Origin of the sequence: Gelidibacter sp. (assembly GCF_035515035.1) — a bacterium.
Taxonomy (GTDB): Bacteria; Bacteroidota; Bacteroidia; order Flavobacteriales; family Flavobacteriaceae; genus Gelidibacter.
Genome location: NZ_DATJCA010000111.1, coordinates 1 through 13,822, shown reverse-complemented (window position 1 = coordinate 13,822; position 13,822 = coordinate 1). Strand labels below are relative to the sequence as shown.

General features: G+C 38.0%; 14 protein-coding genes. 5 read left to right on the top strand and 9 right to left on the bottom strand.

All coding sequences use genetic code 11. From position 1 onward, the window contains the following. Positions 1–124: 124 nt before the first annotated feature. The 5 genes from VLZ86_RS09490 to VLZ86_RS09470 form a co-directional block, all read right to left on the bottom strand. Entirely contained in the window at positions 125–985 is an 861-nt protein-coding gene (locus VLZ86_RS09490) for a hydroxymethylglutaryl-CoA lyase (protein WP_325450747.1), read from the bottom strand. A gap of 151 nt (positions 986–1,136) precedes the next feature. Then, positions 1,137–1,850 carry a hypothetical protein gene (locus VLZ86_RS09485; RefSeq protein WP_325450692.1) on the bottom strand — a complete coding sequence of 238 codons (714 nt, stop codon included), beginning with the start codon at positions 1,848–1,850 and terminating at the stop codon, positions 1,137–1,139. Between the two features lie 135 nt (positions 1,851–1,985). Next, a complete protein-coding gene (locus VLZ86_RS09480; RefSeq protein WP_325450690.1) occupies positions 1,986–2,600 on the bottom strand; it encodes a LysE family translocator in 615 nt (204 codons plus the stop codon). A gap of 113 nt (positions 2,601–2,713) precedes the next feature. Then, complete coding sequence (locus VLZ86_RS09475) at positions 2,714–3,763, bottom strand: quinone-dependent dihydroorotate dehydrogenase (RefSeq protein WP_325450688.1); 1,050 nt, start codon at positions 3,761–3,763, stop codon at positions 2,714–2,716. A gap of 19 nt (positions 3,764–3,782) precedes the next feature. Beyond that, positions 3,783–3,956, bottom strand: a complete 174-nt coding sequence (locus VLZ86_RS09470; RefSeq protein ID WP_325450687.1) for a hypothetical protein — start codon at positions 3,954–3,956, stop codon at positions 3,783–3,785. A 179-nt stretch (positions 3,957–4,135) separates the two neighbouring features. On the opposite strand from VLZ86_RS09470, the gene pepT reads away from it, so the two are divergent. Together pepT and VLZ86_RS09460 are read left to right on the top strand one after the other, a co-directional pair. Next, entirely contained in the window at positions 4,136–5,374 is a 1,239-nt protein-coding gene (gene pepT, locus VLZ86_RS09465) for a peptidase T (RefSeq protein WP_325450685.1), read from the top strand. Positions 5,375–5,461: 87 nt separating this feature from the next. After that, complete coding sequence (locus VLZ86_RS09460; RefSeq protein ID WP_325450683.1) at positions 5,462–6,052, top strand: YdeI/OmpD-associated family protein; 591 nt, start codon at positions 5,462–5,464, stop codon at positions 6,050–6,052. 60 nt (positions 6,053–6,112) lie between these two features. Here the strand turns inward: VLZ86_RS09460 and yajC are convergent, their stop codons facing one another. The 4 genes from yajC to VLZ86_RS09440 all read right to left on the bottom strand — a co-directional run bounded on the left by yajC (position 6,113) and on the right by VLZ86_RS09440 (position 9,221). Then, the gene (gene yajC / locus VLZ86_RS09455) at positions 6,113–6,418 is read right to left on the bottom strand and encodes a preprotein translocase subunit YajC (RefSeq protein WP_325450681.1); all 306 of its coding nucleotides are present in this window, start codon (positions 6,416–6,418) and stop codon (positions 6,113–6,115) included. A gap of 20 nt (positions 6,419–6,438) precedes the next feature. Continuing rightward, positions 6,439–6,993 carry a DUF1573 domain-containing protein gene (locus VLZ86_RS09450; RefSeq protein ID WP_325450679.1) on the bottom strand — a complete coding sequence of 185 codons (555 nt, stop codon included), beginning with the start codon at positions 6,991–6,993 and terminating at the stop codon, positions 6,439–6,441. A gap of 72 nt (positions 6,994–7,065) precedes the next feature. Next, complete coding sequence (gene nusB / locus VLZ86_RS09445; protein WP_325450677.1) at positions 7,066–8,010, bottom strand: transcription antitermination factor NusB; 945 nt, start codon at positions 8,008–8,010, stop codon at positions 7,066–7,068. Between the two features lie 110 nt (positions 8,011–8,120). Continuing rightward, the gene (locus tag VLZ86_RS09440) at positions 8,121–9,221 is read right to left on the bottom strand and encodes a Glu/Leu/Phe/Val family dehydrogenase (protein ID WP_325450675.1); all 1,101 of its coding nucleotides are present in this window, start codon (positions 9,219–9,221) and stop codon (positions 8,121–8,123) included. Between the two features lie 120 nt (positions 9,222–9,341). Between VLZ86_RS09440 and VLZ86_RS09435 the strand changes: the two genes are divergently transcribed. From VLZ86_RS09435 to VLZ86_RS09425, 3 genes are all read left to right on the top strand, one after another. After that, complete coding sequence (locus VLZ86_RS09435; protein ID WP_325450673.1) at positions 9,342–11,096, top strand: ABC transporter ATP-binding protein; 1,755 nt, start codon at positions 9,342–9,344, stop codon at positions 11,094–11,096. A 176-nt stretch (positions 11,097–11,272) separates the two neighbouring features. Further along, complete coding sequence (locus VLZ86_RS09430; protein WP_325450671.1) at positions 11,273–11,662, top strand: PUR family DNA/RNA-binding protein; 390 nt, start codon at positions 11,273–11,275, stop codon at positions 11,660–11,662. Positions 11,663–11,749: 87 nt separating this feature from the next. After that, positions 11,750–13,822 (top strand): M14 family metallopeptidase (locus tag VLZ86_RS09425; RefSeq protein ID WP_325450669.1); only part of this gene is annotated, 2,073 nt, incomplete at its 3' end.

The following is a 13,822-nucleotide window of genomic DNA, read 5'->3' as shown; positions in this document are numbered from 1 at the left end:
TCGATATAAATTGATAATATTCGACAAAAGTAAAACAGCAACAGATAATCACAAAATTTATTTAGACTAATTTTAAATAATAATTATAAATCATTGATAGTGAGAAGCCAAATACAAGTTAATTTTAATGGTATATTTTAAATATTTTGGTGGCTTCATTATAAGCGCTCTCAAAACTCAAGGCATTCAGTGTATTGCGCTGTTTTGAAGTAAAATAAGAGAGTAGTTTTTCGGTGGGCATATTTCCGGTCAATTCATCTTTTGCCATTGGGCAACCGCCAAAACCTTGAATCGCTCCATCAAAACGGAGACAGCCCGCTTTATAGGCCGCATCCACTTTTTCATGCCACGAGGTTGGTGTGGTATGAAGATGGGCACCAAATTCGATATGTGGGTATTTTGGAATCAAGTTAGAAAACAGATAATTTATATTCTCTGGATTGGAAGTTCCCACCGTATCACTTAACGATAGAATCTTAACCCCCATATTTGCCAAACGCTCAGTCCATTCGCCTACAATATCCACATTCCAAGGATCGCCATAAGGATTTCCGAAACCCATGGAGATATAGACCACCACCTCTTTTGCTGTCTTATCGGCAATTTCCAGAATCTCTTCCAAAGTAACGACCGATTCCGCGATGGTTTTATGGGTATTTCGCATTTGGAAATTTTCTGAAATTGAAAACGGATAGCCCAGATAATTAATTTCAGGATGTTTTGAGGCATCTTCCGCGCCGCGTGTATTGGCGATTATTGCTAAAAGTTTACTTTTGGTTGTGGAAAGGTCTAGTTTGGAAAGTACCTCAGCTGTATCCACCATTTGCGGAATGGCTTTAGGAGACACGAAACTTCCAAAGTCTATTGTATCAAACCCAACGCGCAATAACGACTGAATATACTGCACCTTTTTTTCAGTAGGAATAAAATCCTTGATGCCTTGCATGGCATCGCGTGGACATTCGATAATTTTAACCTGTTGCATGGGGTCAAAGATATGAATTCCTACGTATGCAGGAATCATTCATTTAAATAATAAACATGAGTTTTATTTGGAGAGTGGAAGGACGTAACTTGAATATTTTTATAATAAAGCGGACTTTTAAGAAAAACATCCTAAAAGTCCACTTTTATAACTACTTACATTTTGCAATTACCTTTTCAGCTAGTTTTTTTGCCAATTCCCTATTCTCATCTGGATCATTACTGATTTTAGTAAGGATCGTGAAATTAGCCCTTCCGGCAAGAACAACCAACTCGCCGCCCCATTGGTCACTCCATTTATACCAAGAGCTCGAGCCCAAACCTTCAACAGCGTCCCAACTTGATTTAGCTCTCACTTTCATTAAATCTGTACCAGTCTCTTTAACTTCCGCATCCGCTTTTTCGAGATTCTTCTGCATTTGAGCTAATTCGGCATCAGATAATTGCTTATAGCCCATGTCGAAGGTGCCAATGGCCGACTTCAAATCGGTCTTATCCGAGTAAAAAGACAGATTCTTTATTCCCATAGTATTTTGATCAGGAACATCCATTTTCATATTGCTCACTTCCATAGTAAAAGACGGGCGATCGCTTTCCCAAGTATAAATATGTTGACCATAGCTACCTGAACGCAATTCCACTTTTGCTTTATCACCTAAGGGATAAACAGAGGCCATTTCTTCTTTTGTGAGCAATGCTCCGTAATCGTCCTTAAAATCCTTTAGGCAGTCGTAAGATTTACCGCTGTCCTTGTTACTTACCTTTTTGGTGGCATCGTCAGATGTACCTTCTGAAGATTGTTTGTTTCCAGAGTTGCAAGAGAAGAGTAAAAAAACTAGTCCAGCAAAAAATGTCGTTTTTCTCATAATAAAATATAATTTTGGTTTCGTGCTAAATTACATCTATTACGGTAATTTACATCGTCAAAAAGGAGCAAATCATCATGAAATCAAATCATTGAATTTTGTTTTTTAAAGTTAAATCCTCAATAAACAATCTGTTTAGGCCGCAATTATATAAAGTGCGATACCTACAAAAACAACAATTTGCAGCCATTTTAAAAAAGTGCCCACACCTTTTCTTTCTATTATGAATTTAGAAATACGCCCAGCCAATAATGCAATAACACTAAAGATGATGAAGGATACAACCATAAATGTAATTCCCAAAATATAGAATTGAACCACCGTATTGCCTTCTTTATCCCAAAGGAAACCAGGGAAAAACGCCAAAAAGAAAATCATGACTTTCGGATTTACCAAATTCATGATCACTCCCGTTTTAAAAAGCTGCAGGTAGGATTTCTTTGGCGCATCTTCTGACCACGAGATGTGATCATCACTCTTATAAACTTTATAAGCCAAGTAAAGTAAATAGCAAGCTCCCAAAACTTTTATCCCATAAAAAAGTTCATCTGAAGTTGTTATAATTGCTGAAATACCAAACGCCAATAGTGTTGTATGCACAATACAACCACTTATAAGACCGGCGGTTGTGGCAATCCCGCTTTTGGTCCCATTAACCAAAGACTGGGTCAATACATAGATATTGTCTGGTCCAGGAGCAAGGGCCAAGGCAAGGGTAGCCACTGAAAAAGAAAGGAGAGTTTCTATCATAAAAAAGATGTAAGACCGCTGCGCTATGAGGCGTAAGATTTAAAACTCACATGGATGGCATACGGGAGATCTGTTGAAAATTATTTTAGAGTTGTTACAATTTATTAAAGATCTCAGAGCTTTTCTTTCTTATTCCTTTTCAAAATTGCTTTATTAATATCTTTTATCAATTGAGGTCCTTCATAAATAAAACCGGTATAGAGCTGTATCAAATCGGCGCCAGCATCCAATTTCTCCAAAGCATCTTCAGCGGAATGGATCCCTCCTACACCAATAATTGGAAATGCCTTATTACTTTTTTCTGCCAAGAACCTGATGACCTCAGTTGACCGCTTTGTTAAGGGTTGTCCACTCAAACCTCCCATTTCAGTTTTGTTCTCACTTTTAAGTCCTTCTCTGGAAATGGTCGTATTGGTAGCGATAACGCCATCAATCTTAGTGATGGAAACAATGTCTATGATGTCCAAAAGTTGCTCATTGGTCAAATCTGGTGCGATTTTAAGGAGGATTGGTTTTCGTTTTCCCTTCGAATTATTTTTGTCTTGAAGGGTTTGCAATAAATCGGTCAATGGTTTCTTTTCTTGTAACGCACGCAAATTGGGGGTGTTTGGAGAACTGACGTTAACCACAAAATAATCGACATAATCAAAAAGCGCTTCAAAGCAAATGATATAATCGTTTACCGCCTCTTCGTTTGGGGTGATTTTGTTCTTCCCAATATTGCCACCAATTATAACCCTCCCCTTCTCTCCTACCGACGGATTTTCTCTCAATTGCTCTACCGCTGCTTCCACACCGGCATTATTAAAACCCATGCGGTTGATAATGGCCAAATCTTCCTTTAACCTAAACAAACGTGGTTTTTCGTTTCCATCCTGTGCTTTTGGGGTGACCGTTCCAATCTCAATAAAACCAAAACCCATATTAGAAAGTTCCTTGTAAAGCATGGCATTTTTATCAAAACCAGCGGCCAAACCTACTGGATTGGGAATTGTTAATCCGAAAAGTTGTCGTTCAAGCAATTTGTTATTCGCTTGATAGGTGTTTCTGAAAACTGCTCCAAAACCCAAATTATGTGCGAATCTTATAAGTTTAAAAGTAAAATTATGGACCGTTTCAGGGTCGAATAGAAAGAGAATTGGACGTAATAATAATTTGTACATAGATGTGTTAAATAAAAAACTACCCAAAGATAGGGTAGTTTTTATATGCATTTAATAATTTACTATTATTTAAGTGCAAAGCTAAGTCTTGCAAATAAGAATCGCCCGTCAACAACAGATTGGTGTGCACTTCTTGACCCATCAAAACACCATTTACTACGGTTGTTTGCTGTTTGGGTTGCGCCGTTGGCATCTGTCCAAGTGATAGATTTTTCAGCAAGATCCGGATAGTTATCCAACAAGATATGTTCTCCAAGCTTACTAAGAGAATTTCCGAGACTTGTAATCCCAATCAAGAAAATCTATTAAAAATTATAATTTAGGGCATGGTTCTTAGTGGTAATATGCCTTATTTTGCATAAAGAAAAAGTTATGATTGACAAACAACACATCATTGATAGATTTATAAGCTACGTCACCATTGACACAGAGTCCGACCCCAATTCAGACACTACACCAAGTACTGAAAAACAATGGGATTTGGCACATTTACTGGTCAAGGAACTCACCGCCATTGGCATGAAGGACGTATCCATTGACCACAACGCTTATATCATGGCAACTTTACCCAGTAATGTTGATCATGAGGTTCCGGTGATTGGGTTTATATCCCATTTTGATACCTCTCCAGATTTCACGGGGGCAAATGTCAAACCTCAAATTATTGAAAATTATAATGGTAAGGACATTGTTTTAAATGAAGAAGAAGATATTATCCTGTCCCCTGACCTATTTGATGACTTGTTGCAATATAAAGGACAAACCCTTATCACAACGGACGGCACGACATTATTGGGAGCGGATGATAAGGCAGGAATTACTGAAATTGTCTCCGCGATGGAGTACCTGATTCAGCATCCTGAAATCAAGCACGGCGAAATTCGTGTCGGTTTTACACCTGATGAAGAAATTGGCCGTGGGGCGCATAAATTCGATGTTGAGAAGTTTGGTGCTGAATGGGCCTACACTATGGACGGCAGCCAAATTGGCGAGTTGGAATATGAGAATTTCAATGCTGCAGGCGCCACCGTAAAAGTGAAGGGGAAAATTGTACATCCTGGGTACGCCAAAGGAAAGATGATCAACTCCATGTACATTGCTACCGAATTTATCAATTCATTACCTATGCTGGAAACTCCAGAACACACGGAGAATTACCAAGGATTTTTCCATTTGTCAAGCATTCAGGGCACTGTTGAGGAAACGGTTTTAAATTATATTATCAGAGATCATAATATGGCCCACTTTGATGCTCGAAAGAAAGCGATGCTTCAAGTAACCTTCGACTTGAATACACAATATGAAAGAGAAGTTGTAACGATTGATATCAAGGATCAATATTTCAATATGAAAGAGAAAATTGAACCGGTCATGCACATTGTTGATATTGCAGAAGAAGCCATGATCGCGCTTAATATTAAGCCAATAATCAAACCTATAAGAGGCGGCACGGATGGTTCTCAATTAAGTTTCATGGGCTTACCATGCCCTAATATATTTGCAGGAGGCCATAATTTCCATGGACGGTACGAATATGTTCCAGTGGAGAGCATGATCAAAGCTACTAAAGTCATTTGTAAGATTGCAGAGTTGGTAGCCTTAAAAAGTTAGGCCAACTAGGGTGTTTCAACTCCAATTACCACCTTGGGAGGGGTTAATAATTTAATGGTGATAATAAATTATGATAAGAAATAGTCTATGAGAAAAGTAGATTCCATTGAAGAATACCTTAAAATTAACTCACATCATGGTGAAGCTCTGGATGTTCTAAGGCAAATCATTAATTCTACAGAACTGGTCGAAACTTTAAAATGGAACGCCCCTGTTTACACTTTGAACGGAAAAAACGTCTTGGGACTGGGTGCCTTTAAAAACCATTTCAGCATTTGGTTCTTTAATGGCGTCTTCTTAAAAGATGAAAAAAAGATTTTGGCCAGCGCCAACGAAAAGACCAAAGCTTTACGGCAAATGCGTTTTGAATCCCTTCAAGATATCAACAAGCCCATAGTCTTAGCATATGTAAACGAGGCGATAAAAAACCAAAAACTTGGTAAAACTTTACAAATTAGCCGCAAAGGGAAAACCCTTATTATTCCAAGCATTTTGAAGGAAGCGTTTAAAACAGACCCATCTTTTAAAGAAAGGTTCCAACAACTCACGCCAGGGAAACAGTCGGAATTTGTAGCCTATATAAAAAGCGCAAAACGTGATGCTACAAAAGCATCTAGATTGTTTAAAATCAAGTCCAATATTCTAAAAGGTAGTGAACGTAATGATGCGAATAAATAGGATTTAAAAACAAAAAAGCCACTTCAACTGAGGTGGCTTTCAAAATTTATAAACAAAAGTTTATTTGGTGGTTGTCGTAGTTGCAGGATCTGCATTGAGCTTGCTACTCATTTCCATTGAAATTGCAGAACGATCAAACTTGATTTTCCCTGCCATGGTTTCAATAACGCAGCTGTTATCTTTATCATTTAGGTCAACAATTTTACCGTGCATACCACTTTTGGTAATGACTCTGTCGCCTCTTTTTAATTCACTTGCAAACTTTTTCTCCTTTTTGGCGCGTTTCATTTGTGGTGCAATCATAAAAAAATACACTACGGCGAACATCGCAATAAAAGGTAAAAACGAACTTATTCCTTCTCCCATTAATTCTAAATTATAATTAGTTAGTCGTGATTATGGCCCTCGTGACCTGGTTGTGTGCTGTATTTACGAGCTGGTTGTTGCATGATGGATTGCGCTCCACCTTGTTGAGCCGCTGGTTGCATTGCTGCACTAGGATCTCCTTCAACCATTGCTTTGATTCTAACCGTCTCAGCACCTCTTTCGGTATTGGTGGTCATGGTAATGGATTTAGTAACAACACCGTTCCCTTTTCCGTCAAATTTCACTTTAAATTCGCCAGTTTCTCCTGGAGCAACTTGTTTTGTCCAATCTGAAGGCACTGTACATCCACATGTACTTTTGATATCACTAACTACTAATGGAGAGCTTCCTGTGTTTGTATATTTAAAAGTAGTTTCTACAGGTGTCCCATTTTTTATGGTACCAAAATCATGTTCTGTCTCTTCAAAAGACACCGCCGCAAAATTTCCTGAGTTGGCATCTCTTTCTGCTGCTTCTGCAACATTTTCCGATTTGATTTTTGCCGTAGCATCTTCTTTACATGACATAAAGGCAACTAAGCAAAGTGCACTTGCACCTAACATTAATTTTTTCATTGTATTGTTTGTTTGATTAAAATGTTCAATTTAAAATAAATTTGAGGGTGTAAAAGTAGTGATTAATTCCCATTACATCAACCCTCGCCCTATTTTATTTAATTCACCATTCTCCTTATATTCCTTAACAATCTTATCTAAAATACCGTTAATAAAGAAACTACTCTTAGGCGTAGAATATTCCTTGGCAATATCGATATACTCGTTAATGGTTACCTTTACAGGGATAGACGGGAATTTCTGAAATTCACAAATAGCCATTTGAAGCAAAACTGCATCTAAATTAGCAATCCGTTCCGCGTCCCAATTCTGGGTCCTGGCGGCAATTTCCTTGTTGAATTTTGATTTATTTAATAAGGTTTTTTGGAATAATGCCGTGGCAAATTCCTTATCTTCAGTATCTTTAAATAGTTTAGGCGTGAAATAATTGGCCTTGTTTTCCTTCTTTAATTTGCGGAGCATCTTTAAAATCCCGGTATTAACTACCGGCAAATCATCTAGCCAAGTCAGTTTTTTATCTTCGATATACTCGTAGAGTTTATCATTGGGTGCAATGATTTCAGTGAACACATCACTAATAAAATCTTTATCCTCCTTGAAATCAGACACTTTATTGGACATATAATCCTTATAAAGCTCACTTTCAATGATGCTTTTAAAAATAATATCAACATATTCAAAATCCAGATACCAATGATCGATCTTCCGTTTATCAATCTCAATCTGAAGCGCTACGTCTTCATTCAAGATTTGCAAAACTTGGTTGTTGATAAATTTTCTATTGGGATTTTTCTCTTCTTGCGTTGCTAAAATTTTTCTTTGTGACTTATCTTGGTAATCTTCCGCCCTCTTTTGGACCTCAATTAAAAGAGACAGCATCAAGAGATGCAAATCGTACATATTTTCCAGACTTTGAAGTAGAAATTTCTGGTCGTTTTTGAAATCGTCACCTTCATCTCCATCAAACGCATAAAGGGTTTGCATCACTTTTATACGAATATGTCTTCTGTTTAGCATTTGTAAGAACTTATTAAATTAAAAAAGACGAAAAGCGTTGTTGCTTTTTCGCCGTGCAAAAATAGTATTAATTTATAACTTCAAAAAAAATTGGCGAGGTTATCTTAAGCTTATTTCAATTGTTCAATTTTTCGTTTTTGTATGCGCTCATTAGCAATCTTTAAAGCAGCTACATTTGGTGTGACGCCATTTTCCTCCGCTCGTTTTAAAATTTCCAATGTAGTATTGTAAATGTTTTCTGTTCTACGGATGGTTTCTTGCTTATCACAAGGTTCAATCTCCGCATACACATTAATGAGTCCTCCAGCATTGATTAAGAAGTCCGGGGCATAAACAATCCCTTTTTCCTGCAATATGAGGCCATGCCGCTCTTCTGCCAATTGATTATTGGCAGAAACTGCAATAATCTGGGCCTTTATTTTATTGATGGTAGCATCGTTAATGGTAGCTCCCAAAGCACAGGGCGCATAAATATCCATCTCTTGACTGTACACATCGTCACCCTCATAAAAAGAAACGTCATATGTATTTACTACGTTTTCGAGACGTTCCTGATTAATATCGGATACAGTGACCAGGGCGCCTTCCTTTAACAAATGTTTTATTAAAGCTTCTCCCACATTTCCAACCCCTTGCACAACTACTGATTTTCCTTCCAACACATCAGAGCCATACTTGAATTTTGCGGCAGCCTTCATCCCCATAAAAACACCATAAGCTGTATTTAAAGCAGGATTTCCAGACCCGCCTTTAGTCTCTGAAACTCCAACAACATGTGGCGTCACTTCCCTAACGGTGTCCATATCTTGGGTGGTCATCCCAACATCTTCAGCAGTAATATATTTCCCGCCCAAAGAATTTACAAACTCACCAAATTTACGCATCAATTCAGGTGTTTTTTGAGTTTTTGCGTCACCAATAATCACCGTCTTACCTCCCCCTAAATTTAATCCAGAAATTGCGGATTTAAAGGTCATTCCTCGCGACAGTCTCAAAACATCATTTAATGCTTCCCATTCATTCTCATAATTCCACATTCTTGTACCTCCAATTGCAGGTCCTAAAACCGTATTATGAATGCCAATTATTGCTTTTAAACCAGTATCTTTGTCGTTGCAAAAAACAATTTGCTCGTGATTATCGAAAGAAATTTGACCAAATACAGGGTCGGCTTTTGAAAGTTCCTTTGAACTTATGATCTTTGAATCCATATGATTGAGATTTGTTCTGCGTTTTCATTTGATATTTCAAAAATAAACCAATACCTCGAGTAATAGAAAAATATAGCCGCTATTTATGTGATTTAAATCACAATCGACCACAAAGTATAGATGAGAGAATTAAAACACGTCAATAAGTACTTTTATAAGTACAGATATAAATTATTAGCAGGGATTTTAATAACGATTGTTGCTCGAATTTTTCTTCTATTTACTCCAGAGTTGGTAGGCAACTCAGTAGATGTCATTGATAATTACAGAAAAGGCATCACCACAGACATTGCAGTTGTTAAAAGTGAATTGTTCATAAACATCCTATATATTATTGGCGCAGCAATTATTGGTGGCGTATTTACTTTTGCCATGCGTCAAACTATAATTTATGTTTCACGGGAGATTGAATATGATCTAAAAAATGAAGTCTATCAACAGTACCAAAGGTTGTCTTTAGATTTCTACAAATCTAACCGAACGGGTGACTTAATGAGCCGCATCAGTGAAGATGTGGGAAAAGTCAGGGAGTACGCTGGACCCGCCGTAATGTATAGCATCAACACCGTAACGCTTTTTATCATTGCAATTTTTTTAATGTTCAGGTCGGCTCCAACGCTCACGCTCTACACCATCATCCCGTTACCTATTCTTTCTTACTTTATTTACATATTAAGTAAGTCCATCCACAAACGTAGTACTATCGTACAGCAGTGGCTTGCAAAACTTTCAACGTTTACACAAGAAACGTTTAGTGGAATCAGTGTGATCAAGTCTTATGGCATTGAAGATAAGACCAATGCTGATTTTGATAAACTTTCCGCAGAAAGTAGACAGAAAAACATCCATCTGGCTAAGATTCAGGCCTTGTTTTTTCCACTAATGATCTTTTTAATTGGTTTAAGTAACATCATTGTCATCTATATTGGCGGTAAGCAGTACATAGATGGTGAAATCGAAAGTCTGGGGGTCATTGCCAAGTTCATTATATACGTCAATCTTTTGACCTGGCCCGTTGCTTCTGTAGGATTGATAACATCAGTCGTCCAACAGGCCGAAGCTTCGCAAAAACGGATCAATGAATTTTTAAAACAGGAACCTACCATTAAAAACAATGCTACTGAACCATCCCATATTGATGGTACCATTGAATTTAAGGAAGTATCCTTTACTTATCCTGACACGAACATCCAGGCCTTGAACAACGTGAGTTTTAAGCTTATTAAAGGCGAAACCATGGCTATTATTGGTAAAACAGGGTCTGGAAAATCGACTATTCTTGACCTTATTGGACGTTTGTATGATGTGACTTCTGGCGAAATATTAATTGATGACACGCCCATTCAGGATCTTAATTTAGTAAGCTTAAGAAATCATATTGGTTACGTTCCCCAAGATGCTTTTTTATTTTCGGATAGCATCAAAAACAACATTAAGTTCGGAAAAGAAGATGCATCACAAGAGGAAGTCATCGCTGCGGCTAAAAATGCCGACGTGCACAAAAACATCAAAGGGTTCTCTAAAGGCTATGACACGGTTTTAGGTGAAAGAGGCATTACCTTATCAGGCGGACAAAAACAGCGGATTTCTATTGCAAGAGCAATCATTAAAGCCCCGCAAATCTTATTGTTTGACGACTGCCTATCGGCCGTAGATACAGAGACTGAAGAAAAAATCCTTAATAATCTACGAACCATTACTAAGGGCAAAACCACCATTATTGTTAGCCATCGCGTCTCATCGGCTAAGAGTGCCGATAAAATAATCGTTTTGGACAACGGTCAAATTATTCAAAAAGGAACCCACGACACCTTGATTGATGTGGATGGCTACTACAAAGAGCTTTACATAAAACAGCTGACCGAAAACCAATAACACTCATCCAACCCTGCCATCTAAATTGCTAATTCTTAGTCGTGCAGCAGACCTAATTAGATTGCTGTAAGCCGATTCTTTATCATTAGCTAAAAGAAATATCAGAAATTGTTGGTTACTAATCTTTTTTTTTAGATTTTTGGTACGTAAACCGTTACTAATTAAAATAAAAAAATATGAGTGATCACGGAATGATGGAGAAAGAGGAAATATTCTCTAAAGTATTGCGCGCAGGAAGAAGAACTTATTTCTTTGACGTTAGAGCCACTAAAGCTGGAGATTATTACCTCACTATCACAGAAAGTAAAAAATTCACGAATGATGATGGTTCTTTTCACTACAAAAAACATAAGATTTACTTGTACAAAGAAGATTTTAGTGAATTTAATGAAATTTTAAAAGAAATGACAGACTATGTCATTGATGAAAAAGGTGATGAAGTCATCAGCGAACGCCATCAGAAAGATTTCAAAAAAGAAGATTCCGATTCAGAAAACGACAATTTAGATTTAGATTCAATTACCTCGGCTGAAAGGTTTACCGATATCAAGTTTGAGGATATTTAAACTAACACAAGACAACATTATTATAGGAACCGTTACTTTGGGTAGCGGTTTTTTTATATTTATAGATTAACTAAAATACTTATGAGAATGAGATTGCTATTCACATTGTGTCTTTTGACGTCATGTTTCATATTTGGACAAAGTCAAACAGACCTATCCTATTATTTACCACAAAATACGACGTATGATAAATCCATTCCCACCCCGCAATCCGTCATTGGACATGAGGTTGGTGAGTGGCACATTACCCATGATAAGCTGGTGGAATACATGAAGGCATTGGCTGCAAGTTCAGATAGAATTACTCTCGAAAACAGGGGCACCACCTACGAAGGCAGGCCTTTAATTTTGCTCACCATTACCTCAGCAAAAAACCACCAAAACATTGACGCCATTCGTCAGCAGCACATTTCGGCCACGGAAGACCATGCGTCCGTAAACACCAGCAATAGGCCTATTGTGGTCAACCAAGGGTTTTCAATTCACGGCAATGAACCCAGTGGTTCCAACGCGGCGCTTCTAGTGGCGTATTATCTCGCTGCCGCAGAAAGTGCCGAAGTAAAAAACATGCTCGACAAGATGGTCGTGCTTTTTGATCCGTCCTTCAACCCCGATGGCTTACAACGTTTTGCATTTTGGGCAAACTCCAATAAAAGTAAAAACTTAAACCCAGATCCGAATGATCGTGAATATAATGAAGTCTGGCCACGAGGTAGAACCAACCATTATTGGTTTGATATGAACAGGGATTGGTTGCCGGTACAACTGCCAGAATCACAAGCAAGACTGGAAACTTTTCACAAATGGTTGCCAAATATTTTGACAGACCATCATGAAATGGGAACTAACTCCTCTTTCTTTTTCCAACCTGGGATTCCGAGTAGAACCCACCCCCTAACGCCACAATTAAATCAGGATTTGACCAAACGTATTGGCAATTATCACGCTAAGGCTTTCGATAAAATTGGTTCCTTTTATTATACCGAAGAAAGTTTTGATGATTTCTACTACGGAAAAGGCTCTACTTTTCCTGACATTAATGGAAGTATCGGTATTTTATTTGAACAAGCAAGTTCTAGAGGCCATGTTCAGGAAAGTGACAACGGCATATTGACCTTTCCTTTTACCATCCGCAATCAGTTTACTGCAGCATTATCTACTTTGGAGGCAGGTCATCATATGCGCGAAGAAATCTTAAAATACCAACATGATTTTTTCAGAAATGCACGTGCAGAAGGAATTAAGGAAAAAGGTAAACACATCATTTTTGGCGATTCAAAAGATGCTGCCAAAACCTATGAATTGGCCGAAATACTGAGAAGGCATCAAATTAAAATCTATGAACTTAAGGACGATGCCACCATTGATGGGAAACAATTCAAAAAAGGATATAGTTATGTCGTACCAAAAAACCAGAAAAACACGCGTTTAATCAACGCCATGTTTGAAAAACGAACGGCATTTCAGGACAGTCTGTTTTACGATGTGTCGGCATGGACTTTCCCATTGGCTTTTAACTTAGACTATGCAGAAGGCGTTCCTGCCTCACATTTAGGCGAAGAGGTACTGGATTTAAAAATGAATCCAGGGCAAGTTTCCTCTAAAAGTGATTATGCCTATTTAATGGAGTGGCACGAATACTACAGCCCAAAAGTGCTCAACGCCATTCTTAAAAACGACCTTATGGCCAAAGTTGCCATGAAGCAGTTTGGGACTAAGGACAAAAAATATGATTACGGCACGATCTTAATTCCTGTGCAAAACCAATCTAAAAACCCTGATGAACTTTATCAGTTTTTAAATGCATTGGCCCAAGAGGCCCATGTCCAAATAGATGCCGTCTCAACAGGTCTAACTGAAGGAATTAACCTAGGGAGCAGTGAGTTTAAACCCTTGACCCTTCCAAAGACCGCACTTCTTGTAGGTAATGGTATTTCGTCTTATGATGCCGGTGAAATTTGGCATTTACTTGACCAACGTTATGACATGGTCTTGACCAAACTGGATACTGATAATTTAGGCCGTGTAAATTTGAGTCGCTATAATACCATCATCATGCCAAGTGGTACCCTTGACAAAAGCAACACCGAAAAGTTAGCTACTTGGGTTGAAAATGGCGGAACGCTCATTGGATTTAAAAACACCCTACGTTGGTTAAAC

What these genes read in the sequence shown, in the direction of transcription:
- VLZ86_RS09490 (WP_325450747.1), bottom strand. Translation starts at nt 985, where the DNA reads ATGCAACAGGTTAAAATTATCGAATGTCCACGCGATGCCATGCAAGGC.
- VLZ86_RS09485 (WP_325450692.1), bottom strand. Translation starts at nt 1,850, where the DNA reads ATGAGAAAAACGACATTTTTTGCTGGACTAGTTTTTTTACTCTTCTCT.
- VLZ86_RS09480 (WP_325450690.1), bottom strand. Translation starts at nt 2,600, where the DNA reads ATGATAGAAACTCTCCTTTCTTTTTCAGTGGCTACCCTTGCCTTGGCC.
- VLZ86_RS09475 (WP_325450688.1), bottom strand. Translation starts at nt 3,763, where the DNA reads ATGTACAAATTATTATTACGTCCAATTCTCTTTCTATTCGACCCTGAA.
- VLZ86_RS09470 (WP_325450687.1), bottom strand. Translation starts at nt 3,956, where the DNA reads ATGCCAACGGCGCAACCCAAACAGCAAACAACCGTAGTAAATGGTGTT.
- pepT (WP_325450685.1), top strand. Translation starts at nt 4,136, where the DNA reads ATGATTGACAAACAACACATCATTGATAGATTTATAAGCTACGTCACC.
- VLZ86_RS09460 (WP_325450683.1), top strand. Translation starts at nt 5,462, where the DNA reads ATGAGAAAAGTAGATTCCATTGAAGAATACCTTAAAATTAACTCACAT.
- yajC (WP_325450681.1), bottom strand. Translation starts at nt 6,418, where the DNA reads ATGGGAGAAGGAATAAGTTCGTTTTTACCTTTTATTGCGATGTTCGCC.
- VLZ86_RS09450 (WP_325450679.1), bottom strand. Translation starts at nt 6,993, where the DNA reads ATGAAAAAATTAATGTTAGGTGCAAGTGCACTTTGCTTAGTTGCCTTT.
- nusB (WP_325450677.1), bottom strand. Translation starts at nt 8,010, where the DNA reads ATGCTAAACAGAAGACATATTCGTATAAAAGTGATGCAAACCCTTTAT.
- VLZ86_RS09440 (WP_325450675.1), bottom strand. Translation starts at nt 9,221, where the DNA reads ATGGATTCAAAGATCATAAGTTCAAAGGAACTTTCAAAAGCCGACCCT.
- VLZ86_RS09435 (WP_325450673.1), top strand. Translation starts at nt 9,342, where the DNA reads ATGAGAGAATTAAAACACGTCAATAAGTACTTTTATAAGTACAGATAT.
- VLZ86_RS09430 (WP_325450671.1), top strand. Translation starts at nt 11,273, where the DNA reads ATGAGTGATCACGGAATGATGGAGAAAGAGGAAATATTCTCTAAAGTA.